This is a genomic window from Caballeronia sp. GAFFF1 (assembly GCF_023630705.1).
Lineage (GTDB): Bacteria > Pseudomonadota > Gammaproteobacteria > Burkholderiales > Burkholderiaceae > Caballeronia.
On record NZ_JALQEM010000018.1, the window covers coordinates 285,076 to 308,512 of the forward strand.

The 23,437-nt window shown below is 64.8% G+C and carries 16 protein-coding genes and 1 other RNA gene; 10 read left to right on the plus strand and 7 right to left on the minus strand.

Features of this window, described 5'->3' with window-relative positions; all coding sequences use genetic code 11:
- Positions 1 to 132 precede the first annotated feature (132 nt).
- Positions 133 to 2,796: a DNA gyrase subunit A gene (gene gyrA / locus NCR37_RS09730; protein ID WP_250472800.1), complete on the minus strand. Its 2,664-nt coding sequence runs from the start codon at positions 2,794 to 2,796 to the stop codon at positions 133 to 135.
- A 662-nt stretch (positions 2,797 to 3,458) separates the two neighbouring features.
- On the opposite strand from gyrA, the gene ompA reads away from it, so the two are divergent.
- The 5 genes from ompA (at position 3,459) to NCR37_RS09755 (ending at position 9,201) form a co-directional block, all read left to right on the plus strand.
- Complete coding sequence (gene ompA, locus NCR37_RS09735) at positions 3,459 to 4,124, plus strand: outer membrane protein OmpA (protein WP_175944633.1); 666 nt, start codon at positions 3,459 to 3,461, stop codon at positions 4,122 to 4,124.
- Positions 4,125 to 4,308: 184 nt separating this feature from the next.
- Positions 4,309 to 5,007, plus strand: a complete 699-nt coding sequence (gene ubiG / locus NCR37_RS09740; RefSeq protein WP_250472801.1) for a bifunctional 2-polyprenyl-6-hydroxyphenol methylase/3-demethylubiquinol 3-O-methyltransferase UbiG — start codon at positions 4,309 to 4,311, stop codon at positions 5,005 to 5,007.
- Between the two features lie 4 nt (positions 5,008 to 5,011).
- On the plus strand, positions 5,012 to 5,776 hold the full coding sequence (gene gph / locus NCR37_RS09745; RefSeq protein ID WP_250472802.1) for a phosphoglycolate phosphatase: 765 nt from the start codon (positions 5,012 to 5,014) through the stop codon (positions 5,774 to 5,776).
- A gap of 87 nt (positions 5,777 to 5,863) precedes the next feature.
- Positions 5,864 to 6,221: a transfer-messenger RNA gene (gene ssrA, locus NCR37_RS09750) on the plus strand.
- Positions 6,222 to 6,786: 565 nt separating this feature from the next.
- On the plus strand, positions 6,787 to 9,201 hold the full coding sequence (locus tag NCR37_RS09755) for an FG-GAP-like repeat-containing protein (protein ID WP_250472803.1): 2,415 nt from the start codon (positions 6,787 to 6,789) through the stop codon (positions 9,199 to 9,201).
- A gap of 611 nt (positions 9,202 to 9,812) precedes the next feature.
- Here the strand turns inward: NCR37_RS09755 and NCR37_RS09760 are convergent.
- The 3 genes from NCR37_RS09760 to NCR37_RS09770 all read right to left on the minus strand — a co-directional run bounded on the left by NCR37_RS09760 (position 9,813) and on the right by NCR37_RS09770 (position 12,813).
- Positions 9,813 to 10,889 carry a glycosyltransferase family 4 protein gene (locus tag NCR37_RS09760; RefSeq protein ID WP_248320309.1) on the minus strand — a complete coding sequence of 359 codons (1,077 nt, stop codon included), beginning with the start codon at positions 10,887 to 10,889 and terminating at the stop codon, positions 9,813 to 9,815.
- 369 nt (positions 10,890 to 11,258) lie between these two features.
- Positions 11,259 to 11,528: a hypothetical protein gene (locus NCR37_RS09765; RefSeq protein ID WP_250472804.1), complete on the minus strand. Its 270-nt coding sequence runs from the start codon at positions 11,526 to 11,528 to the stop codon at positions 11,259 to 11,261.
- Positions 11,529 to 11,742: 214 nt separating this feature from the next.
- A complete protein-coding gene (locus NCR37_RS09770; protein WP_250472805.1) occupies positions 11,743 to 12,813 on the minus strand; it encodes a substrate-binding domain-containing protein in 1,071 nt (356 codons plus the stop codon).
- Between the two features lie 126 nt (positions 12,814 to 12,939).
- Here NCR37_RS09770 and NCR37_RS09775 point away from each other — a divergent pair, with 126 nt between their 5' ends.
- Genes NCR37_RS09775 through NCR37_RS09790 form a run of 4 tightly spaced genes read left to right on the plus strand, consistent with a single transcriptional unit; the run spans position 12,940 to position 18,174 of the window.
- Positions 12,940 to 13,425 (plus strand): NAD(P)H-dependent oxidoreductase subunit E, encoded by a 486-nt coding sequence (locus tag NCR37_RS09775; RefSeq protein ID WP_250472806.1) that lies wholly within the window; start codon positions 12,940 to 12,942, stop codon positions 13,423 to 13,425.
- Positions 13,422 to 14,978, plus strand: coding sequence for a formate dehydrogenase beta subunit (locus tag NCR37_RS09780; protein ID WP_250472807.1), 1,557 nt, complete (start codon positions 13,422 to 13,424; stop codon positions 14,976 to 14,978). The genes NCR37_RS09775 and NCR37_RS09780 overlap by 4 nt, the downstream gene beginning before the upstream one ends.
- Positions 14,979 to 14,997: 19 nt before the next feature.
- Positions 14,998 to 17,925 (plus strand): formate dehydrogenase subunit alpha, encoded by a 2,928-nt coding sequence (fdhF, locus tag NCR37_RS09785; protein ID WP_250472808.1) that lies wholly within the window; start codon positions 14,998 to 15,000, stop codon positions 17,923 to 17,925.
- A 3-nt stretch (positions 17,926 to 17,928) separates the two neighbouring features.
- Positions 17,929 to 18,174, plus strand: coding sequence for a formate dehydrogenase subunit delta (locus tag NCR37_RS09790; protein WP_244846997.1), 246 nt, complete (start codon positions 17,929 to 17,931; stop codon positions 18,172 to 18,174).
- 75 nt (positions 18,175 to 18,249) lie between these two features.
- On the opposite strand, the gene NCR37_RS09795 is transcribed toward NCR37_RS09790, so the two are convergent.
- The 3 genes from NCR37_RS09795 to NCR37_RS09805 form a co-directional block, all read right to left on the minus strand.
- The gene (locus NCR37_RS09795) at positions 18,250 to 19,992 is read right to left on the minus strand and encodes an FAD-dependent monooxygenase (protein WP_250472809.1); all 1,743 of its coding nucleotides are present in this window, start codon (positions 19,990 to 19,992) and stop codon (positions 18,250 to 18,252) included.
- Between the two features lie 84 nt (positions 19,993 to 20,076).
- The gene (locus NCR37_RS09800; protein ID WP_250472810.1) at positions 20,077 to 21,075 is read right to left on the minus strand and encodes a cation diffusion facilitator family transporter; all 999 of its coding nucleotides are present in this window, start codon (positions 21,073 to 21,075) and stop codon (positions 20,077 to 20,079) included.
- A gap of 25 nt (positions 21,076 to 21,100) precedes the next feature.
- Complete coding sequence (locus NCR37_RS09805) at positions 21,101 to 21,451, minus strand: ArsR/SmtB family transcription factor (protein WP_250472842.1); 351 nt, start codon at positions 21,449 to 21,451, stop codon at positions 21,101 to 21,103.
- A 116-nt stretch (positions 21,452 to 21,567) separates the two neighbouring features.
- Here NCR37_RS09805 and NCR37_RS09810 point away from each other — a divergent pair, with 116 nt between their 5' ends.
- On the plus strand, positions 21,568 to 23,418 hold the full coding sequence (locus NCR37_RS09810) for a tetratricopeptide repeat protein (RefSeq protein ID WP_250472811.1): 1,851 nt from the start codon (positions 21,568 to 21,570) through the stop codon (positions 23,416 to 23,418).
- Positions 23,419 to 23,437: the final 19 nt, after the last annotated feature.

Below are 23,437 nucleotides of genomic sequence, written 5' to 3' on the forward strand. Positions count from 1 at the left end.
CTTGCACGTCCGCATGAGCGGCGCTGGCGTTCTCATCCGAGAAACGCAGCGCCGGCATCAGGCTCACGTCGCGCAGCTTAACCAATTCAGGCTTTCAAAAGCGATAACGAGAAACCGGCGACACAAAAAATATCAGGCGTCTTCGCCCGCGTCGCCATTTTGAGATTCGTCGGGCGGCACGGCGGAAGCCTCGGCATCCGCGGCGGCATCGGCTGCGTCCGCTTCTTCAAGTTCGGCGTCCGCCTCGGCCTCGGCGATATGCTGGAGTCCCGACAACTTCGTGCCCTCGTCAAGGCTGATGAGTGTAACACCTTGGGTTGCGCGGCCCATTTCGCGGATTTCGGACACCCGCGTACGGATCAGCACGCCCGCCGTGGTGATCAGCATGATCTGGCTTTCCGAATCGACGAGCGTCGCGGCGACCACCTTGCCGTTGCGCTCCGACGTCTGGATTGCGATCATGCCCTTGGTGCCGCGGCCGTGGCGCGTGTACTCGTTGATCGGCGTGCGCTTGCCGAAGCCGTTCTGCGTGGCCGTCAGCACCGACTGGTTCTCGCCGCCCGCCACTAGGAGCGCGATGACCTGCTGCCCTTCTTCGAGCTGCATGCCGCGCACGCCGCGCGCTTCGCGGCCCATCGCGCGGACGTCGTTTTCGTCGAAACGCACGGCCTTGCCCGAGTCCGAGAACAGCATGACGTCGTGCGCGCCGTCGGTAATGGCCGCGCCGATCAGGTAGTCGCCGTCATCCAGGCCGACCGCGATGATGCCCTTCTTGAGCGGACGGCTGAACGCTTCGAGCGGCGTCTTCTTGACGGTGCCGAGCGCGGTGGCCATGAAAACGTACTTGTCCGCCGAGAATTCCTTGATCGGCAGAACGACGTTGATCTTCTCGCCGTCTTGCAACGGGAACATGTTGACGATCGGCCGGCCGCGCGAATTGCGCGAGCCTTGCGGCACTTCGTAGACCTTGACCCAGTACACGCGGCCGCGGTTCGAGAAGCACAGCATGTGATCGTGCGTGTTCGCGATGAAGAGCGTGTCGATCCAGTCGTCTTCCTTCATCTGCGTGGCCTGCTTGCCGCGCCCGCCGCGCTTCTGCGCGCGGTATTCCGAGAGCGGCTGCGACTTCACGTAGCCGGCATGCGACATGGTCACGACCATTTCCTGCGGCGTGATCAGGTCCTCGGTATTGAGCTCGGTCGCGTTCATTTCGATGCGCGAGCGGCGCTCGTCGCCGAATTCCGCGCGCACCTGGCCGAGCTCTTCCACGATCATTTGCCGGATGCGTTCCGGCCGCGCGAGGATGTCGAGCAGGTCGGCGATCTGCGCCATGACCTCGCGATATTCGCCGACGATCTTGTCCTGCTCGAGGCCGGTCAGGCGCTGCAGGCGCATCTGCAGAATTTCCTGCGCCTGCACGTCCGACAGTTTGTAGAGGCCGTCTTCCTGCAAACCGTAAGCCGGATTCAGCCCTTCCGGACGATACGCGAGACGCCCGCCGGACGCTTCCGTCTCCGCGCGCGTCAACATTTCGCGCACGAGCGACGAATCCCACGGCCGGTTCATCAGCTCCTGCTTCGCGATAGGCGGCGTGGGCGCCGCCTTGATGATGGCGATGAACTCGTCGATGTTCGCGAGCGCCACGGCGAGACCTTCGAGCACGTGACCGCGGTCGCGCGCCTTGCGCAGTTCGTATACAGTGCGCCGCGTCAGCACTTCCCGTCGATGCGACAGGAAGCACTCCAGCATTTCCTTCAGATTCAGCAGCTTGGGCTGGCCGTCGACGAGCGCGACCAGATTCATGCCGAACGTGTCCTGAAGCTGCGTCTGCTTGTACAGGTTGTTCAGGACGACTTCCGGCACTTCCCCGCGCTTCAGCTCGATCACGACGCGCATGCCGCTCTTGTCCGATTCGTCGCGTATGTCGGAAATGCCCTCGATTTTTTTCTCGTTGACGAGTTCCGCGATGCGCTCGAGCAGCGTGCGCTTGTTCACCTGATACGGAATTTCGTCGACGATGATGGCCATGCGCTGGCCGCGGTCGATCTCCTCGAAGTGCGTGGCCGCGCGCATGACGACGCGCCCGCGCCCGGTACGGTAGCCGTCGCGCACGCCGGCCACGCCGTAGATGATCCCGGCGGTCGGGAAGTCCGGCGCGGGCACGATCTCGATGAGTTCGTCCACCGACGATTCGGGATTGTTCAGCAGGTGCAGGCAGGCATCGACGATTTCGCGCAGATTGTGCGGCGGAATGTTGGTGGCCATGCCGACCGCGATGCCGGCCGAGCCGTTGATCAGCAGATTCGGAATGCGCGCCGGCAGCACGAGCGGTTCGTTCTCGCTGCCGTCGTAGTTGGGACCGAAGTCGACGGTTTCCTTGTCGATGTCGGCCAGCAGCTCGTGGCCGATCTTCGCCATGCGGATTTCGGTGTAGCGCATGGCCGCGGCGTTATCGCCGTCGACGGAACCGAAGTTGCCCTGCCCGTCCACCAGCATGTAGCGCAGCGAGAACGGCTGCGCCATGCGGACGATGGTTTCGTACACCGAGGCGTCGCCGTGCGGGTGGTACTTACCGATGACGTCGCCGACGATACGCGCAGATTTCTTGTACGCGCGATTCCAGTCGTTGTTCAGTTCATGCATCGAGTACAGCGCCCGGCGATGCACCGGCTTCAGGCCATCGCGGACATCGGGAAGCGCGCGCCCGACGATTACGCTCATCGCGTAATCGAGATACGAACGGCGCATTTCCTCCTCGAGGGAGATAGGCAGAGTCTCTTTGGCGAATTGATCCATTATCCGTGTCTTGAACTGTGCAGCAGCGACACGGCAGCGCGTTCGTGAGTTTCGCGACACCCGCCAGCCGGCCGCGCGACTTGCGCCGGCCAGGCGCGTAGCCGGCGTACGCTGCGGCGCTGCGAACGCAGCGCATCGCGAGATTCTACCATGCGGCACCGTCGCGTCCGGCGAGGTGCGTATACATAGTGTTGATGCGCCGTCCCGGCGGCGTCGCAGGCATTCTGAGCCCCGCGCAGGCTGTACCAATTACTTACAAAAACTGGGGAACGATTTCCGTCAATTGGTCATCGAGCCGGGCTATCATGCCGCCTCAGCGCTTTGCGAAGGGCGAAGCGGCAGCGACGAAAATGCGCGGGAAAGGCCGTTTAGGCACGCGATATGCGCAGGTTCGGCGCCTTTGTGGCGCGGGCCCGGTTCCTGTCCCTTTCTTGTTGCGGAGGCACCACATAAGGTTGCGGCCGAACAGGGTGCGGGGATATTTTTATCGTTGCAAGGGAACGATATGGCAAAATGCCAACGCACAAAGTTAGACACTGCTCGAAGTCTATACAAAGCGTTTTGTTCCGCAGGGGAATGTTATACTTCGAGCAATGTATGACTTGTCTTCGTCTACAGGCTCGCAGTAAACCTGCGGTAATCTCAATTTCGAGAGGAGAAATATGAATAAACTTTCAAAGCTCGCGTTCATTGCAGCTACCGCAGTTATGGCTGCATCGGCCTCGGCGCAATCGGTGCCGGCCTCGCGACAAGCCGTCAATGACAACTGGGTGAATGGCACGGGCGAGTATGTGTGGATGAACGGCACGAACGAACTGTGCTGGCGCGACGCATTCTGGACGCCGGCCACGGCTAACGCGAAGTGCGATGGCGCACTGGTCGCGCAAGCCCCGGCTCCGGCAGTCGCTCCGCCGCCGCCGGCCGCACCCGCTATCACCAGCCAGAAGGTCACGTACCAGGCCGACGCCCTGTTCGACTTCGACAAGGCAGTCCTGAAGCCGGCCGGCAAGACCGCGCTGGACGATCTCGCATCGAAGATCGGCGCGCTGAATCTCGAAGTCGTGGTTGCAACGGGTTACACGGACCGCATCGGTTCGGACAAGTACAACGACCGTCTGTCGCTGCGCCGTGCGCAAGCTGTGAAGGCTTACCTGGTCAGCAAGGGCATCGAAGCCAACCGTATCTATACGGAAGGCAAGGGCAAGCGCGACCCGGTCACGAAGGGTTCGTGCACGCAGAAGAACCGCAAGCAACTCATCGCCTGCCTCGCACCGGATCGTCGCGTGGAAGTCGAAGTTGTCGGCACGACGCGTCAGCCGCAACAGTAAGTTCTGCCGGCTTGCCGCAGACTCGAACCCCCGCCTCGGCGGGGGTTTTTTTATGCCCAACGGCGGCGCATTTCACGAAGTTTCTTGCTGCATGCCGCCGCCGAACGCGCCGTGCGTTTTGCCCGGTCTGTTGACCGCCTATATACTCGACCCTACCGATTCACGTTTAGCCAAGGTCCTCCTCATGACGAATGTCGATCCCCACGAACTGCAGAAATTCAGCGATCTCGCGCATCGCTGGTGGGACCCGAACGCCGAGTTCAAGCCGCTGCACGAGCTGAACCCGGTGCGGCTCGACTGGATTGACGCGCATGCGCATCTGATGCGCAAGCGTGTCCTCGACATCGGCTGCGGAGGCGGCATTTTGTCGGAGTCGATGGCCACGCGCGGCGCAACGGTGAAAGGCATCGATCTGTCGTCGAACGCGCTCGGTGTCGCGGACCTGCATAGTCTCGAAAGCGGCGTCGAGGTGGCGTATGAGGAAATCTCGGCGGAGGCGCTCGCAGCGCGCGAGCCGGGCTCGTACGACGTCGTGACATGCATGGAGATGCTCGAGCACGTGCCGAATCCCGCAGGCACCGTCGCGGCGTGCGCGGCGCTCGTCAAACCCGGCGGCTGGGTGTTCTTCTCCACGCTCAACCGGAACGCGAAGGCGTATCTCTTCGCCGTCATCGGCGCCGAGTACATTGCGCGGATGCTGCCGCGCGGCACGCACGACTACGCGCGCTTCATCAAACCCTCGGAACTGGCGACGTTCGCGCGCACGGCGTCGCTCTTACCCGTGGATATCAAGGGCATCACGTATCGGCCGATCTCGCAGCACTTCGGCCTTTCCAACGATACGAGCATCAACTACATGATGGCTTGCCGTCGGGAAGCGTGACGCCATGAATCCGGAAGAACAAGACGAAGCGGGCATCGTCCAGACGAAGCCTCTGCCCGACGATCCCACGCCGCAGCCGCAACGCGCGGCCGATGGCCGCTCGCTCGGGCTCTGCCAGGCGGTGCTGTTCGATCTCGACGGCACCATTGCCGATACCGCGCCGGACCTCGTCGCGGCCGTCAACAAGATGCGCCACGACCGCGGGCTCGAAATGCGTCCGCTGGAGGCGCTGCGGCCGTACGCATCGGCGGGCGCGCGCGGGTTGCTCGGCGGCGCGTTCGAAATCGGGCCGGAGCATCACGAGTTCGCCTCGATGCGCGAGGAATTCCTTGCCAATTACGAGGCGGACCTCTGCATCGAAACGACGCTGTTCCCGGGCATCAGCGAATTGCTGGACGAGCTCGACGCGCGCGGCGTGCGCTGGGGCATCGTCACGAATAAAGTGACGCGGCTCGCCGCGCCACTCGTCGGATTGCTCGGGCTCGACACGCGCGCCGGCTGCCTCGTTTGCGGCGACACGACGCCGCATTCGAAACCGCATCCTGCGCCGCTCTTGCACGCCGCGGATTTGCTCGACGTCGCGCCGGAGCGCATCGTCTACGTCGGCGACGACCTGCGCGACGTGCAAGCGGGGTTTGCCGCCGGCATGATCACGGTCGCCGCCGCGTACGGCTATTGCGGCGACGACATCCCGCCGCATCGCTGGCACGCGGACCACGTCGTCGAATCGACCGAGGAGTTGCAGCTGCTGCTGCGCGAGATCCCATGACAACGCGGGCGCGGACGAAACAGGCTCTTGAAAAAAGCCGCGGTTCGCCTCATACAGTAATTCGTGGGATAATCTCAGTTCCGCTTTGGGGGCGACCTGGTTTCGACAGGGGTTGTGAAGCGGTCAGGGCATACCGAGGACCCGTCACCTCGTTAATCAATGGGAAAAACGTAACTGCAAACGACGATACGTTCGCACTGGCAGCCTAAGGGCCGCCGTCCTCTCACTAATTCGCTGACGGGTTAGGGTAGCAATACCGCGAGAGGTCATATACGTCAGATAAGTCTTGGTGGTGTCACGACGCCAAGATCGAAAATTTAGTGAATCGCCGTAACGCAGCGTGTTCGTCCGCGTCGTTGCGGTTAAATCAAAAGACAGAACTAAGTATGTAGAACTGGTCGTAGAGCGCTTCTGGACGCGGGTTCGATTCCCGCCGCCTCCACCACCCCATTTTGAAACCCGCGATCGCGCAAGCGTCGCGGGTTTTTTGTTTAGCGCTGCGTGCGCTGCCACCTCGCCGCGCAGGCAAAAAAAAGCCCCGCGCGAGGCGGGGCAAACATCCTTGAGAGACATAGCTGCGGCAGAGACGACGCGAGCTACGGGCCACAGAATAGAGGTCGCGGTGCGCGCTTCGTATCGGAGGCGTCCGAATCTACTGCTGTGGGTCAACGATATGTCGACTAGAGCACAGTTCCCCTCTGTTTCGCTTACATGACTGACCTCAGTCAACAATTCCGAGCTCAAAGGGCAATCGGAGTCCTCTTCTCCGACAAATCCGATTCGTCTCTCAGCGCAGCGACGTTACGCTTTTCGTGCTTCTCGTTCTCGTGGACGGGAAGTCATTCCAGGTACTTTAGCCTCGCCAACCGGCGAGGCTTTTTTTCATCCCGCTTCCGTCCCGACAGACATTCTCGTATCCGTCAGACATGTTCGCTCGGCAACCGACCGTGCCGTCCGCGCGAAGGCAATCTTCTGCTTTATCCGGCGAACCGGCGCGTTGCGGGAGAAGCATGTATCGAGAAAGCGGTATCAAGAACATCCGAACAAGCGCGATAGCGTTGGCGTGGGCCCTGCTCGCCCTGCTCCTTCCGATGGTCGCGCGCGCAGCCACCGCACCCGCCTCCGCCGACTGTCGCGCAGGGACGCTCGTCACCGTGGTCGCGCATCTGGATGACGACCTGCTCTTCGTCAATCCCGGCATCAGCGACAAGCTCGACGCCGGCTGGTGCGTCACCACCGTTCATCTGATCGGCGGCGCGAACGGCGCCAAGTACGACTACGTGCTGCTGCGCGAGACCGGCACCAAGCTCGCCTACGCGCGAATGGCCGGCGTGCCGGACCGGTGGCAGGAATCGACCGCCATGCTTGCCGGCAAGCCCGTGCATCAACTGGTGCTAGCCGGACAGCCGCGCGTCAAGCTGCTCGAACTGCGGCTGCCGGGCGGCGGCGTGCGCGGCGGCAAAGTCCCGCTCGGGCTGCTGTGGGATCGCGGCCAGACGGTGACCACGTATCCGATGCAGTCGGACGGCACGGGAGCGACGACATACGATCGGGCCGCACTGTCGGCGACGCTGCGCGCGATTCTCACGCAGGCCACCGCCATCTACACGCTGAATCCGGACACGGTCGCGTTCATGGAGCACCCGGACCACATCTACGCGGCGCGCATCACGCGCGTGGTCGCGCAGAGCCTGAAACGCGATCTGCCGATCGGCTATCACGTCACCTACCCGACCGGCGGCCTGCCCAAGAATCTCGACGCCGAAGAGACGCTGCGCAAACGCGATGTCATCGGCAGCTACTTTTCCGTCGACGGCAACGACGCCGGCCACGTCTTCGACGAATACATGTGGGACGGCAACTGGGTGGCTCGCCGCTACTGGAGCAGCGCGCGTGCGAACGACGCCGGCCCGGACTTCCAGCTGCGGCCGTTTCAGCTCGTCAACGAATATTCGAGCCGATGCCTGCAATCCGGCGGCGCGGGCCAGCCGCCGCGTCTTGGCGCGTGCTCGGGCGATGCATCGCAGAACTGGTTCTGGCAACAGTTGCCCGCGACGCCCGGCGAAAAGAACGACGCGCTTCTCGTGAACGCCGCCACCCACGCGTGCATCGCCGAACGCGATTCGGGGTTGGTCGAAGAAGCATGCAACGCGAAGAGCGCGTCGCAGCGCTGGACGCCGTGGGACTTCGGCTTCGTCTACACGCCGCTCAATCACTGTCTGGGCGAGAAAAACGGCGCCGTGACCGCCGGGCGCTGCTCGCTGCTGACGGCGGAATATCGCTGGTCGCCGACGCCGCAGACCGTGTGGACCGATACCCGCCAGGAAGGCGCGCTCTACGGCGACGTGCGCGGCACGGGCCGCGACAGCGCCGTGTACGTGCAGCGTCGCAAGGACGGACCGGGGTTCAACGTCTGGGTCGCGGAGATGTCGCGCATGGATCAGGCCGCGCCGTGGTATCTGAACGCCGTGCCGTTCGATCCGCAGGCGAGCGCGCCGACCTGCGAGGCGGATACGCTCTGCTTCGACAGCGCGCGCTTTCTGCTCGGCGATTTTGACGGCGACGGCCGCGCCGATTTGATGGTGATCACGCCACGAAACGGCGGCACCGCGTTCTGGCTGCTGAAAAGCGCGGGCACGCGCTTCGAAGCACCGCGCCTATGGTTCCAGACGAACGCCGAATGGACGCCTGCCACCGCGCAGCAATACATCGCCGGCGACTTCAACGGCGACGGCCGCGCCGACGTCGCGATAGCGCAGCAACGCAAGGATGCGGGGCTGGACCTCTGGGTGCTCGCATCGAACGGAGCGACGGCAAGCGCGCCCGCGCTCTGGCTGAACGCGCCCGCGCTGTCCGCGAGCGCCCGCTTCGTGCCTGCGCGCGTCGCGGGATCGGAGCGGGCGGGACTCATCGCGATGGAGAACGTGAACGGCGCGCTCGCGCTTTCGCAACTGGCGAGCACGGGTGCTGCGTTCGAAGCCAGCTACCGCACGAACGTGTACCCGCAACTGCGCGCCGCGTCCGTGAAAGTCGCGGCAGGCGATATCGACGGCGACGGCATCGACGATCTCGCGGTGCTCGCGCCGCGTGGCGACTCGGCAAGCACGCGCGTCTTCGGCATCGAGGGCGGCAAGGTGTTCGGCCCGGCCGAGGAAACCGCGACGCTGCCCGGCACGTCCTACGCCGATTCCATGCCGGCGCTCATTCGCCGCAACGACCACGACAACCACGCCACGCTCGTGCTGTTTCGCCGCGCGAACACGATTCTCAAAGAGTTCTATTACACCGGCGGCGCGCCGAGCTTATCCGGCTATGACGTCGACGCGTCGTTCAGGCTGGGGCCGGTGCAAATCTGGGGCGATCTGCCGGGGCTGTATTCGGAATCGCTCTGGCTTAAGACGCTCGCTTACTGGGGCGGCAAATAAGAACGCGCCGCGCTGCTGCTTCGGGCGGCGCGTGGCGTCTCTGATCATTGCCGGTTTGCTGGGGCCCACGCGCAGATTTGGCCGCGGTTGCCCCGTCCGTATTCCGAATCGTTTTTTGCTCAAGACGCTCGCTTCCTCAGGCGGCAAAAAAATGCGCCGCCCTCGCGATACGAGCACGCGTGACCTTGAAGTCATTACCGTTCATCCGGCTTCTACGCGCGATTCAAGACAATCTGCCCCGGCGTGTATTCGCAATCGATCTGGCTCAAAGCGCGCGCTTACGGGGGCGGCAAATGAAAACGCGCCGTGGCGCGTGCTCCGTATGATCATCGCCGTTCAGCCGAGGCCCACGAAGTTTAGTGCACTCTGCCCCGTCTTCACTCCGGATCGTCCTTGCTCGAGACGATCACCTAATAAGGCGGTAAACAAAAGGGCGGCGCGTGATCTTCATCTCTTGCCGTTTAACTGACGCCTACGCGCCGTTTAGGGCGACGTGCCGGAATTGCATTCGGAATCGCTCTGGATCGAGGCGCTCGCTTACTGGGGCGGCAAACGAAAACTGCGCCGCCCTTCGATCCGGGCGGCGCATGCTCTATCACATCATTTGCCGTTCAGCCAAGACCCACACGCAAATCCAGCACGTCGCGCGCGATCGCGAGATACCGGTCGGCCGTGCTTTGCAGCGTCAGTCCTTGCAGCGGGCGCGTGGCGCGCGGCTGCGAGAGCGCATCGAGAAGCGCGCGGCCGTAGGCGGCGATGTCGCTCGTATCGAGCAATTGCACGCCCGGGAAACCGCCCGCGAACGCGAACGATGCAATGCTGTTGCCCACCACCGGAATGCCCGACGCGAGCGCCTCCAGAAAGCCAATGCTGTGCGCTTCGAAGCTCGACGGCATCGCGAACACGCTCGATGCCCGCAGAATCTGCGCGACGTTCTGCTGCGGTCCCTGAATCGACACGCGATCCTTCAGCCCCAACTGCGCGACGCGCTCGACCACCGCCGCGTGATAGTCGAGGTTTTCGACGACGCCGCATAGAAGAAGCCGCGCATCGCGATCGGCGCAGGCCACGTGCGCGAAGGCTTCGACCGTCTGCAGCTGATTCTTCTCGGGAATATAGCGGCCGACCTGCACGATCTGCTTGTGCGCGACGGGCACGCGCGGCCCGGCATCGTCGGCGAAGCGCGAGACATCGACGCCGTTCGGCACGACGATCATCGACGGATGCAGGCCGATCTCCTTGACGTAGTCGTCGATGTTCTTCTGCGATACGCCGATCACCGCCTTCGCGCGGTTGGACAGCAGGCGCTCGGCGCGCATCAGCGCGGCATTGGCGAAGTCGTTCGCGCCCGAGTGCATGACCCAGACGATCGGCACGCGCGTCGGCAAGGCGCGCACGTAGAGCGCCGGAATGGTCGCGTGCGCGAAGATGATGTCGGGCTTGAACGACCGGATCGCGCGATGCAGAAAGAGCAGCCGGCCCAGCTTCGTCGGATTCTTCGCCGGGAAAACGCACGAAACGCCGTGCGCGCGCAACTCTGCGCTGATGTGCCTGAAATCGTCGTGCTCGGGCATCAGCGAGGCGATCGAGACGCTATGTCCCGCGCGCTGATGACCGATCGCGACGCCCTTGGCGAGAACTTCCGCCCCCGAAAGGCGAGGCGCCAGTATGACCTGGAGAATTCGCATGCGTGCAGTCCCTCGGTGGTCCGAAGTGCGTTCGGGGCCACGTCCTGCCCACGGTGGCGTGGCGTCCGTCGCCGCTTGCCCCACGCTGTCTCGCGTGGTTCGTGCAGCCGCGCACTTCCTGTTTTTATGGTTTTTAGATCGGAGAAAAAACGGCCGTGCGCATCGAACTATCGATCGATGACACGTCGATCAAGGTACTCCTCGACTCGCATGGCACATCGGCCATCTCGTAGTGTTTTTCGGTCGCTGCGGAATTCAATGCCTGCGGTATGAGGCGGCGCGCACACGCGCGAAGGGATACCACCGAGAAGCGCAGGAAGGAAGGACAGGCTGACGGCGCGCATTGCACGCGCCGCGATTCATCCGGCTTTAGTTGCTGCCGTCTTTCGGGCACTTGAGGTTGCAGCCGTCGGGGTCGCCGTTGTCGCCACGGCGGCGCATCGCGGACGTGCCGCGCTGATACTTCTCGGAAGGAGCAGAGGCGGCAAACGGCATCTGCGGATGCTCGTTGATGCGGAAGTTGTCCTGCAGCACGCCGCCAGGAATGCCCGGCGAGTTTTGCGCGAATGCCGCGGGAGCGAGATAAACGGCGCCGGCGACGAGCGCGGCGGACAGTGAAGCGAGCAACGTGAATTTCATGGCGATTTTCGCGCGTCGAAGGCGCGTCTGGAACGAGAAGAAAACGCTGAAACGAAGAACCGAAGCCGCTAGGTTAACGCAATTCGCCGAGGCGGGCGGTTTCGACGGGAGAGATTCGTCTTACCGTCCGTTTCGCGCGTCGGCGCTCAGTCAGTCCGCTCAGTCAGGCCGCTCAGTCAGGCCGCTCAGTCAGGCCGCTCAGTCAGCCCGCTCTTCAGCCGCGAAGCCCCTCCTCGACTTCCAGCAGCGTCCCGCAGCGTTGCGGATCGTAGCCGCCGAGGTGCGCCACGCTATCGCTGAATGCCGCGCTGCGCAGCACCCCGAGGACGCTCACGAGCCGCGCTTCGGTGAGCCGCGCACGTTCGCAGGCGAAGAAATAGTCCTCGTCGATGACCGGAATGAAATCGAGCCCGAAGTGCTGCGCCGCCGGTTTGACGCCGAAGCCGAGGTCCGCCATGCCGCTCGCGACGAACGCCGCGATGGCCGAATGCGTCAGTTCCGTCGACGCGTAACCATTGATCTCGTCCGGATCGACACCCACGCCGCGCAGTGACAGGTCGAGCAGCATGCGCGTGCCCGACCCCGGCTGTCGGTTCACGAAACGCACGTCGTTGCGCGCCAGGTCGCGCAAGCCGGTGATCTGCTTCGGATTGCCCTTCGGCAGAAAGAGTCCCTGCGTGCGCCGCGTCAGGCGAATCAACTGATGCTTCTTAGGATCGAGATACGGTCGATAGATTTCCGCGCACGTCGAGCGGAACTTGCCGATAGGCAGGTGGAAACCGGCGAGCTCACATTCGCTGCGCGCGAGCGCCCTCACCGCTTCCGCGCTCTCGCGGTACTTGATGTCCACGGGCACGCGCCGTTCGCCGAGCGCGCGAACGAGCGTGGCGACCGCGTAGCCGTGCGATGCGTGAATGCGCAGATTCGATACCTCGCCCGCGAGCCGGCGATTCAGTTCGTCGGCGACATCGGTGGCGACTGCCTGCAACGGCGCTTCGAGGCGGTCGCCGCAAAGTCGCTGCGCGCGCAGAACCGATTCGCCGAGTTCCGACAGCACCGATCCGCGCCCGCGTGATTTCGTGATGAGCGCGCCGCCCAGCCGCGCCTCGATTTCACGCAGCAGACCCCACGCATGGCGATAGGACAAACCCTTAGCGCTCGCCGCGTTGGCGATGCTGCCCGTGTGCGCCACGAGTTGCAAAAGCGGGACAACCGCGCTGAGACTGGTTTCCCGGCCATCGGGGTCGCGCAGGATCAGTTCGGCGCGGCATTCGACGTCGACCATATGTATTGTCCTTTCCTATTGCCAAGATATATCACGACGCCTATTGTTCTTTCACGGGCTCGGCGCCTCGATTATACGACTGATATATGCACCGATAAAACATATGCCGAGCCCCGGAGGAGCCCCATGACGCAACCGCAGCTGTCCGCCGCCGAAGCAGAAGAACTCTTGCGCCGTCACGCCGTGCAAGGCGCGACGTTGATGACGATCCTGCACGCCATCCAGGACGAGACCGGCTTCGTGCCGGCCGAAGTCGTCGCGCCGCTCGCTCGCACGTTATCGCTTTCGCGCGCCGAAGTGCATGGCACGATCACCTACTATCATCACTTCCGTTCCGCGCCGCCCGCGCGCGTGACCGTGCAGCTATGCCGCGCGGAAGCGTGCCGCAGCATGGGGACGGAGGCGCTGAAGGATCACATCGAAGGGCACACGGGTTGCCGTTTCGATAGCGGCCATGCGGAGGACACGGAACTCGAATCCGTGTATTGCCTCGGCCAGTGCGCGCTCTCGCCTGCCATGACCATCAACGGCGAGCTTTACGCCAAGGTGACGCCGCAAAAATTCGATCGCCTGTACGACGCGGCCAAGCAAAGCAGCGAGGTGACGGCATGACGCGCATCTACGTTCCCCGCGACTCGTCGGCGCTCGCGCTCGGCGCCGATCGCATCGCGAAGGCGATTGCGAGCGAAGCAGAACAACGCGGCATCGACGTGCAGATCGTGCGCAACGGCTCGCGCGGGCTCTTGTATCTGGAACCGCTCGTCGAAGTGGAGACGGCGCAAGGGCGCATCGGCTACGCGAACGTCGAAGAAGACGAGATCGCCGCGCTTTTCGATGCGGGCTTCCACGAAGGCGGCGCGCACGAGAAGAACGTCGGCGTCGTCGACGAGATCCCGTATCTGAAGAAGCAGCAGCGGCTGACGTTCGCGCGCATCGGCATCACCGACCCGCTCTCGATCGACGATTACGTGTCGCTCGGCGGCCTGCAAGGTCTGCGCAACGTGCTCGAAATGAACCGCGACGCGGTCTGCGAGGCGCTCGTCGATTCCGGCCTGCGCGGGCGCGGCGGCGCGGCGTTTCCGGCCGGCATCAAATGGAAGACGGTGCGCGCGGCGCTGGCCGATCAGAAGTACATCGTCTGCAACGCGGACGAAGGCGACTCCGGCACGTTCTCGGACCGGCTCGTGATGGAAAGCGATCCGTACATGCTGATCGAAGGCATGATCATCGCGGGCGTCGCGACCGGCGCAAGCCAAGGCTATATCTACGTCCGCAGCGAGTATCCGCATTCGATCGAAACGCTCAATCGCGCGATCGCGAACGCACGCGATGCCGGATGGCTCGGCGCGAGCGTGCTCGGCACGTCGCACGCGTTCGACTTGCACGTGGCCAAGGGCGCGGGCTCATATGTCTGCGGCGAGGAAACGGCGCTGCTCGAATCGCTCGAAGGCAAGCGCGGCATCGTGCGCGCGAAGCCGCCGGTGCCGGCGCTTACCGGCCTGTACGGCAAGCCGACCGTCATCAACAACGTCATCACGCTCGCGACCGTGCCGATCATCTTCGCGAAGGGCGCGGCGTTCTATCGCGATTACGGCATGGGCCGCTCGCGCGGCACGCTGCCGTTCCAGCTTGCGGGCAACGTGATGCAAGGCGGGCTCGTCGAACTCGCGTTCGGAGTGACGCTGCGCGAACTCTTGCGCGATTTCGGCGGCGGCACGGCCAGCGGCCGGCCCGCGCGCGCGGTGCAAGTGGGCGGGCCGCTCGGCACGTATCTGCCGGAGAGCCAGTGGGACATTCCGCTCGACTACGAAGAGTACGCGAAGGTCGGCGCGGTGGTCGGCCACGGCGGCCTCGTGGTTCACGACGACACCTCGAATCTCGCCGAACTCGCGCAATACGCGATGCACTTCTGCGCGATCGAATCGTGCGGCAAGTGCACGCCATGCCGCATCGGTTCGACGCGCGGCGAGGAAGTCATCGCGAAGATTCGGGAAGGCGATACGTCGGTCAAGCAGATCACGCTTCTGCGCGAACTCTGCGACACGATGATCGGCGGCTCGCTCTGCGCGATGGGCGGCATGACGCCGTTCCCGGTGCTCTCCGCGCTCGATCATTTCCCCGAAGACTTCGGCCTGCCCCGCACGCCAGCCCGGAAAGCGGCATAAAAGTACGGAGACACAGAACATGTCCAACACCATCAACGGCTGCGGTTCGGGCAACTGCGCGTGCAAGAGCGCGGCATCGGTGCAACGCCGCGATCCGTTCGACGAGACCGACTACGGCACGCCGCTGCGCCACGCCGATATCGACGTGACGCTCGACATCGACGGCCAGTCGGTCACGGTGCCCGCGGGCACGTCCGTGATGCGCGCCGCGATCGAAGCGGGCGTCAACGTGCCGAAGCTCTGCGCCACCGATTCGCTGGAGCCGTGGGGCTCGTGTCGCCTGTGCCTCGTCGAAATCGAAGGCAAGCGCGGCTATCCGGCGTCGTGCACGACGCCTGTCGAAGCCGGCATGAAAGTGCGCACGCAAAGCGACAAGCTGCAATTGCTGCGCCGTAACGTGATGGAGCTCTACATCTCCGATCACCCGCTCGATTGCCTCACCTGCCCCGCCAACGGCGATTGCGAACTGCAGGACATGGCGGGCGTCGTCGGCCTGCGCGAAGTGCGCTACGGCTACGAAGGCGCGAACCATCTGAAGGACAAGAAGGACGAGTCGAACCCGTACTTCACCTACGATCCGTCGAAGTGCATCGTCTGCAATCGCTGCGTGCGCGCGTGCGAGGAAACGCAAGGCACGTTCGCGCTGACGATCGCCGGACGCGGTTTCGAATCGCGCGTGGCGGCAAGCGAGAACGTGCCGTTCATGGAATCGGAATGCGTGTCGTGCGGCGCGTGCGTGGCTGCATGCCCGACCGCGACGCTGCAGGAAAAGAGCGTCATCATGCTCGGCCAGGCGGAGCACTCGGTCGTCACGACCTGCGCGTACTGCGGCGTCGGCTGCTCGCTGAAGGCGGAGATGAAGGGCAACACCGTCGTGCGCATGACGCCGAACAAGAACGGCCAGGCGAACGAAGGCCACGCGTGCGTAAAAGGCCGCTTCGCATGGGGCTATGCGACGCACAAGGACCGCATCACGAAGCCGATGATCCGCGCGAAGATCACCGATCCGTGGCGCGAAGTGTCGTGGGACGAAGCGATCAGCTATGCGGCGAGCGAATTCCGCCGCATTCAGGACAAGTACGGACGCGATTCCATCGGCGGTATCACGTCGTCGCGCTGCACCAACGAAGAGACGTATCTCGTGCAGAAGCTCGTGCGCGCCGCGTTCGGCAACAATAACGTCGATACCTGCGCGCGCGTCTGCCATTCGCCGACGGGCTACGGCCTGAAGGCGACGCTCGGCGAATCCGCCGGCACGCAGACGTTCGCGTCCATCGAAAAGTCGGACGTGATCGTGGTGATGGGCGCGAACCCGACCGACGGCCATCCGGTCTTCGCCTCGCGCCTGAAGCGCCGCGTGCGCGAGGGCGCGACGCTGATCGTGATCGACCCGCGCCGCATCGATATCGTCGATACGCCGCACGTGAAGGCGTCGCATCATCTCGCGCTGCGGCCGGGAACGAACGTGGCGATGGTCAATGCGCTCGCGCATGTGATCGTCACCGAAGGCTTGCTCGACGAGGCGTTCATCGCGCAACGCTGCGAGCCGCGCGCGTTCCAGCAATGGCGCGATTTCGTCGCGCTTGAAGAGAATTCGCCCGAGGCGACGGAAGCGGTCACCGGCGTGCCCGCGCAGCAAGTGCGCGAAGCCGCGCGCATCTACGCGACCGGCGGCAACGCGGCGATCTACTACGGGCTCGGCGTGACCGAGCACGCGCAAGGCTCGACCACCGTGATGGGCATCGCGAACCTCGCGATGGCGACGGCCAATGTCGGCCGCGAAGGCGTCGGCGTGAATCCGCTGCGCGGCCAGAACAACGTGCAGGGCTCGTGCGACATGGGCTCGTTCCCGCACGAGTTGCCGGGCTATCGCCATATCGGCGATGCCGCGACGCGCGCGCTCTTCGAAGAAGCATGGAACGTGACGCTGCAACCGGAGCCCGGCCTGCGCATCCCGAACATGTTCGATGCCGCCACGCACGGCACCTTCATGGGGCTCTATTGCCAGGGCGAAGACATCGTTCAGTCGGACCCGAATACGCAGCATGTCGCGGGCGCGCTGTCGGCCATGGAATGCATCGTCGTGCAGGACATCTTCCTGAACGAGACCGCGAAGTACGCCCACGTGCTCTTGCCGGGCTCGACTTTCCTCGAAAAGGACGGCACCTTCACCAACGCGGAGCGCCGCATTTCGCGCGTGCGCAAGGTGATGCCGCCGCTCGCGGGCTACTCGGACTGGGAAGTGACGATCCTGCTTTCCCGCGCGCTCGGCTATGAGATGAACTACACGCATCCGTCCGAAATCATGGACGAGATCGCGCGCCTCACGCCGACCTTCCACGGCGTCTCGTACGAGAAGCTCGACGAAATGGGCAGCATCCAGTGGCCGTGCAACGAGAAAGCGCCCGACGGCACGCCGACGATGCATATCGACGAGTTCGTGCGCGGCAAGGGACGCTTCGTCATCACGAAGTTCGTGCCGACGCCGGAGAAGGTCACGCGCAAGTATCCGCTGCTGCTGACGACGGGGCGCATTCTGTCGCAGTACAACGTCGGCGCGCAGACGCGGCGCACCGAAAATTCGCGCTGGCACGACGAGGACCGTCTCGAGATTCACCCGCACGACGCCGAGGACCGAGGCATCAAGACCGGCGACTGGGTCGGCATCGAGTCGCGCGCCGGGCAGACGGTGCTGCGCGCGAAGATTACCGACCGCATGCAGCCGGGCGTCGTCTATACGACGTTCCACTTCCCGGAATCGGGCGCGAACGTCATCACCACCGAGTCGTCCGACTGGGCGACCAATTGCCCGGAATACAAGGTCACGGCGGTACAGGTGATGCCGGTGGAGCAGCCGTCGCAATGGCAGAAGGACTACTCGCGCTTCAACACGCAGCAGCTCGAACTGCTCAACATGCGCAGTCTCGCGACCACTTCAGGAAAATGACACATGGACGTGGATAATCTGATCGAGATGGCGAACCGCATCGGCGAGTTTTTCGATTCGATGCCGGATCATGCCGAAGCCGTCGATGGCGTGGCGGATCATATCCGCCGCTTCTGGGAACCGCGCATGCGCGTGGCGATTCTGACCGCGCTGGATAACCCGGAAGCAAGCGCCTCGATGGAGCCGATCCTGCGCGAGGCGCTCACGCTCCACAAGGCGGATCTTCAGCCGAAGGCGGCGACCGCCTGACACCGCGCTTCGAGACATTCGGGCTCTCTGTAGTGCCCATTGCGCCCCGGCAGCATCGGGGCGTTTTCTTTTGGGTCAGTCGTCGGCGTACTCGCCCGCCGCGCGCTTGCCGCTTTCCGGACGCTCGGCGCCGAACCATGTTTCGCAATGACGCAAGAGCGCCTGGGTATCCGCCGGCACGCGCCCGCGCGCCGCGATATAGCCGTCCGGCCGCACGAGGTAGAACGCCGGGCGCGTGCGGCCGTATTGATCGGTGAGCGATTGCGCGTCGTCGCCGCTCGTATCCGTGATGCGCCAGACGCGCACCGCGTCCGAAAAAATCGCTTCGATGGACTGCACGAGGCCGTCCATATTGCTGTCGCGCATCGCATGCGCCACGGTGATGGTCGCGGGCGCGAGCGCGATGTCGTCATCGCCCGTCGGATTGACGAGCAGGAAGAGCGAAAAGCAGCCCGGATCGTGCAGATCGTACAGACAGCCGACGCCCGGCAGACGCCCGAGCGGGCCATCGACGACATGCACGCGCGCATCCGGCGCGCGCTCGCCCGCGCGCGGGCCGCCATCCAGCGCCCGTTCGAGCGTGAGCGGGCTCTTGCGATAGTTGATCGACAGTTCGCTCACCGTGCGGCGCATCGCGTCGCGCAGCGGACCGATGGCTGCGAGCGCGGGCATCACGTGCTCGCGCATCAGCTTCATCGGGCCGTGTCCGGCTTCCGCCAGTTGCGTGAGCATGCTGGTCTGTCGCAGCACGTCGCGTTCGATCGGATGCCGCTCTGCGTAGTACGTGTCGAGCAGGCGGTCGGACGCGCCGCCGGCTAGCAGCCGCGCGATCTTCCAGCCGATGTTGAACGCTTCCTGAATGCCCGTGTTCATGCCCTGCGCGCCGGCCGGGCTGTGGACATGCGCGGCATCGCCCGCGAGGAAGATGCGCTGCACGCGCAGGCGGTCCACCATGCGGCTGTTCACGCGAAAATACGCCGACCACGCGAGGTCCGACAGCTTCACGCGATGATGCACGCGCCGTTCGACGAGCGCGCGGCATTCGTCGAGATCGGGGCCGCTCTTTTGCGCGTCGGCGGCGGGAGCCGGCTCCTGCGCCGCGTGCGTCGCGAGATCGCCGATCAGACGGGCGCGGCCGCCGCCCATCGGAAAGAGCGCAGCCAGCCCTTCTTGCGACGCGAAGATGTGAAATTCGTCGTCGGGCCAGTCGACATCGGCCTGAACGTCGGCGAGCAGGAACGTCTGGTCGAAGGTCTTGCCCTCGAAGCCGATATCGAGCCTGTGCCGCACGATGCTGTGCGCGCCGTCCGCCGCGATCATGTACGACGGGCGCAGCGTTTCTTCGCGCCCGCCGGGATGCCGCAGCGTCGCCTGAATGCCTGCGGAGCCCTGAGTGAAATCGGTCAGCGTGACGCTGCGCTCGACCTTCACGCCCGATTCGGCGAGATGCTCGGCGAGCAGCCGCTCAGTCTCCGATTGCGGCAGAAAGAGCAGATACGCATAGCGCGTTTGCAGCGGATCGAAGTCCAGGCGCGCGAGGCGCTGGCCGTTGGAATAGAGATTGGCGACGCGCGCCCGATGCCCGAGTTCGAGAAACGGCTCCACCGTGCGATGCTGCTCGAAGAGTTCGAGCGTGCGCGCCTGAATGCCGATGGCGCGCGAATACGGCAAAGGCTGCGGCGCCTGGTCGATGAGGCGCACGGGAACGTGGGCGCGCGAGAGGCTCATCGCGGCGGCGAGGCCCGTGGGTCCCGCGCCGACGATCAGCACCGGCGCGACATCGAGCATGTCGTTCTGAGTCGGCTTGCGCGTAAACATGCACGGAACTCCGGCAGGCTTTTGGCGGGTTTTTGTCTCCGGCTAGTGTACGCCGGGTTGCCTGCGGCGGTTCGCGCCGACGGTTCAACGCTGCTGCAAGACGCACTCGGAAGCGCTGTCCGTGACGTCCACCTGCACGGTGGCGTGATGCATCGCGTGCTCGCGTCGCAACGTGGCCACGACGCCCTGCATGAAGGCATCGCCCGGATGCCCCTGCGGCATGACGAGGTGCACGGTCAGCGCGTTTTCCGTCGTCGAGAGCGCCCAGACGTGCAGGTCGTGCACGCCGCGCACGCCGGGCAGCCCCGACAGATAGCCGCGTATGCGCGCCGTGTCGACCCCGGGCGGCACGGCTGCGAGCGCAAGCTGCATGGCATCCCGGCCGAGTCCCCATGTGCCGTACAGAATGACCGCCACCACGATGATGCTCATCACCGGGTCGAGCCAGTTCCAGCCCGTGTAGAGGATGACCAGCCCGCTCACGGCGACAGCGGCGGAGATGGCGGCGTCGGCGGCCATGTGCATGAACGCGCCACGCACGTTCAGGTCTTCCTTGCTGCCGCGCATGAAAAGCCACGCCGAGAAGCCGTTCACGACGAGCCCGACCATCGCGACGATGAACACGTCCAGCCCCGCGACGGGCGCCGGGTTCAGGAGGCGCTGAATGGCTTCGAGGATGATCGCGCCGCACGCGAGCAAGAGCAGCGCGGCATTGGCGAGCGAAGCGAGAATCGACGAGCTGCCGAGTCCGAACGTGTAGCGCGCGCTCGGCCGGCGCGTGCCGAGCCATACCGCGCCCCACGCGAGCAACAGACCGAGCACGTCTGACAGATTGTGGCCGGCGTCGGCGAGCAGCGCGGTCGAATGCGCGAGCAGACCGTAGACCGCCTGCACGACGACGATCAGCAGGTTCAGCCCGACCGCGAGCGCGAACGTGCGCCCCTGGCCTGCCTGCGGCGCGTGATGGTGATGATGGTGTCCGCCCGGCCCGTGGCTGTGGCCTTCGTGCGCGCCGTGATGATCGTGCGCGTGGTGATCGTGCTGATCGTGGTGATCGTGTTCGTGATGCGTATGCGTGCTCATGAGCGTGACGGTGTTCGAGTCGGTGTCAGTTGATGTCGGTTGCGTCGGACTGCGGCTCGGCGACGTGTTCCAGCAGTTCCGCCAGCATGCCGCTGATGTGGCGGTCCGCTGCCACGTAGAACACCTGCTTGCCCTGCCGCTCGGCTCGCACGATGCGCGCCGCGCGCAACAGGCGCAAATGGTGGCTCACGAGCGACCCCGACAAGCCGAGCGATTCGGCAATGGAGCCGACCGCGCGCTTCTGCTCGACGCACGCCAGCACGATGCGCAGGCGCGTCGGGTCGCCCAGCAGACGAAACAGGTCGGCGAGCGGGACGACGCGATCATCGGAAGTCGCGCCGCTGAGCGCGAAGGGAGACGTAGCCAACGGAGTCATCAACATATGAATAGGTGTTCACATGTTAGTTACCATCGTCGCAACATGTCAACAGAAGAATCCGGAGCGGCGCTTTCCAGTGTGGGAAAATGCGGAGTTTGCAAAAAATCTCCGTCATGGACACCGTATTTGCCCGCGGCTTCGCGGCCCATCGTGACGGCCGCCTGACCGAAGCGGAACGCGACTATCAAGCCGCGCTCGCCGCCGAACCCTCCCACGTCGAAGCGTTGCACTACCTCGGCGTGCTGCGCCATCAACAGGGGCAGCACGAAGAGGCGGCAGCGCTCGTCGCGCGCGCCGTCGATCTGCGCCCGACGGACGCCGCCTTGCAGCTCAATCTCGGCAACGCGCTGAAGGCGCTCGGGCGTCTGGACGACGCCATCGAACGTTTTCGCAATGCGCTCACGCTCGCCCCCGGATTCGCGCTCGCGCAGTACAACCTCGGCAACGCGTACGCGGCGCTCGGCCGCCACGAAGACGCCGCCGATGCCTTCGAAAAAGCGTTGCGCGCGCAACCGAACGATCCGGCCGCGTGGAACAACTTCGGCAATGCGCTGGCGGCGCTGTCGCGCCACGAGGACGCCGCGCGCGCGTTTCGCCGCGCGCTCGCCCTGCGCCCGCGACACGCCGGCGCGCACAACAACCTCGGCATGGCGCTGAATGCGCTCGGCGATCCGCTCGGCGCGATCGCGCACTTTCGCGCGGCCATCGACGCCGAGCCGGACTACGTCGCCGCGCATTTCAATCTCGGCAATCTGCTGGATTCGCGCGGCCATCCCGAAGAAGCCCTGCCCTCGCTAGAGAAGACCGTGCGCTTGCAGCCGCGCTTCGCGCCGGGGCACTTCGGGCTCGGACACGCGCTCGCCAAGCTGAACCGTCACGACGAAGCCGTGCAGTGTTACGAGCGCGCGGTCGGGCTCGATCCGAAATACGCGGTCGCGTGGCTGTGTCTCGGCAATTCGCATCTCGCGCTCGCCGCGCACGCCGCCGCGGTCCGCGCGTTCGATCAGGCGTTGCGTCTCGATACCGAAATGCCCGCCGCGCATCTGAATCGCGGCCTCGCGCTCCTCGCCACCGGCGACTACGAGCGCGGCCTGCCCGAATACGAATGGCGCCTGAAGACGCCCGGCAGCGAAAACGCGCCGCCGCTGCCGCGCTGGAGGGGCGAGCCGCTACCCGGCCGCACGCTGCTCGTGCGCGCGGAGCAAGGCTTCGGCGACACGCTGCAGTTCGCGCGGTTCGCGGCGTATGCGGCAAAGCGCGTCGGCAAGCTGGTGCTGGAAGTGCAGCCCGCGCTCGTGCCGCTCCTGGCACCGGCCGCGCACGCGGCGCGCATCGAACTGAGAAGCCGTGCCGATGCTCCGTTCGCCACCGCCGATGCGTTCTGCCCGCTCTTGAGCCTGCCGCTCGCGCTCGGCATCACGTCGCCGGACGCGATCCCCGCGCGCACGCCTTATCTCGTCGTGCCGGCCGATTACCGCCGCAAATGGCGTGGCTCGCTCGGCGGTCAGGCGAAGCGCAAGATCGGCATCGCGTGGTCCGGGCGGTTGCAGCCCGGCGAGACGCGCTCGGCGCCCGTCGAGGCGCTCGCGCCGCTCTTCGCGCTGGAAGGCATCGACTGGATCGTGCTTCAGCCGTTTCTCACCGAAGACGAACGCGCGGTTCTGCTCGCGCATCCGCAAGCAAAGTCGATTCATCGCCTGGAAGGAAGGCTCGAAAACTTCGCGGATACCGGCGCGATCGTCGACCGGCTCGATGCGGTCGTCAGCGTCGATACATCGGTCGCGCATCTGGCGGGCGCGCTCGGCAAACCGGTATGGGTCATGCTGCCGTTCGCGGCCGACTGGCGCTGGGGCGTCGATGTCGAACGCAGCGCGTGGTATCCGAGCGCGCGACTCGTGCGGCAGCGCGCGCCGGGCGACTGGCACGGCGTGGTCGCAGAAGTCGCGGCCGCTTTGCGCGGCTGATTCACGTCGCGTCAATGAA

Bases quoted from the DNA above. Each gene is read 5' to 3' on its own strand.
- NCR37_RS09795 (WP_250472809.1), bottom strand. From the start codon at position 19,992: ATGTTTACGCGCAAGCCGACTCAGAACGACATGCTCGATGTCGCGCCG.
- NCR37_RS09790 (WP_244846997.1), top strand. From the start codon at position 17,929: ATGGACGTGGATAATCTGATCGAGATGGCGAACCGCATCGGCGAGTTT.
- NCR37_RS09810 (WP_250472811.1), top strand. From the start codon at position 21,568: ATGGACACCGTATTTGCCCGCGGCTTCGCGGCCCATCGTGACGGCCGC.
- NCR37_RS09755 (WP_250472803.1), top strand. From the start codon at position 6,787: ATGTATCGAGAAAGCGGTATCAAGAACATCCGAACAAGCGCGATAGCG.
- NCR37_RS09805 (WP_250472842.1), bottom strand. From the start codon at position 21,451: ATGACTCCGTTGGCTACGTCTCCCTTCGCGCTCAGCGGCGCGACTTCC.
- fdhF (WP_250472808.1), top strand. From the start codon at position 14,998: ATGTCCAACACCATCAACGGCTGCGGTTCGGGCAACTGCGCGTGCAAG.
- NCR37_RS09780 (WP_250472807.1), top strand. From the start codon at position 13,422: ATGACGCGCATCTACGTTCCCCGCGACTCGTCGGCGCTCGCGCTCGGC.
- gph (WP_250472802.1), top strand. From the start codon at position 5,012: ATGAATCCGGAAGAACAAGACGAAGCGGGCATCGTCCAGACGAAGCCT.
- ubiG (WP_250472801.1), top strand. From the start codon at position 4,309: ATGACGAATGTCGATCCCCACGAACTGCAGAAATTCAGCGATCTCGCG.
- NCR37_RS09775 (WP_250472806.1), top strand. From the start codon at position 12,940: ATGACGCAACCGCAGCTGTCCGCCGCCGAAGCAGAAGAACTCTTGCGC.
- NCR37_RS09760 (WP_248320309.1), bottom strand. From the start codon at position 10,889: ATGCGAATTCTCCAGGTCATACTGGCGCCTCGCCTTTCGGGGGCGGAA.
- NCR37_RS09765 (WP_250472804.1), bottom strand. From the start codon at position 11,528: ATGAAATTCACGTTGCTCGCTTCACTGTCCGCCGCGCTCGTCGCCGGC.
- NCR37_RS09800 (WP_250472810.1), bottom strand. From the start codon at position 21,075: ATGAGCACGCATACGCATCACGAACACGATCACCACGATCAGCACGAT.
- gyrA (WP_250472800.1), bottom strand. From the start codon at position 2,796: ATGGATCAATTCGCCAAAGAGACTCTGCCTATCTCCCTCGAGGAGGAA.
- ompA (WP_175944633.1), top strand. From the start codon at position 3,459: ATGAATAAACTTTCAAAGCTCGCGTTCATTGCAGCTACCGCAGTTATG.
- NCR37_RS09770 (WP_250472805.1), bottom strand. From the start codon at position 12,813: ATGGTCGACGTCGAATGCCGCGCCGAACTGATCCTGCGCGACCCCGAT.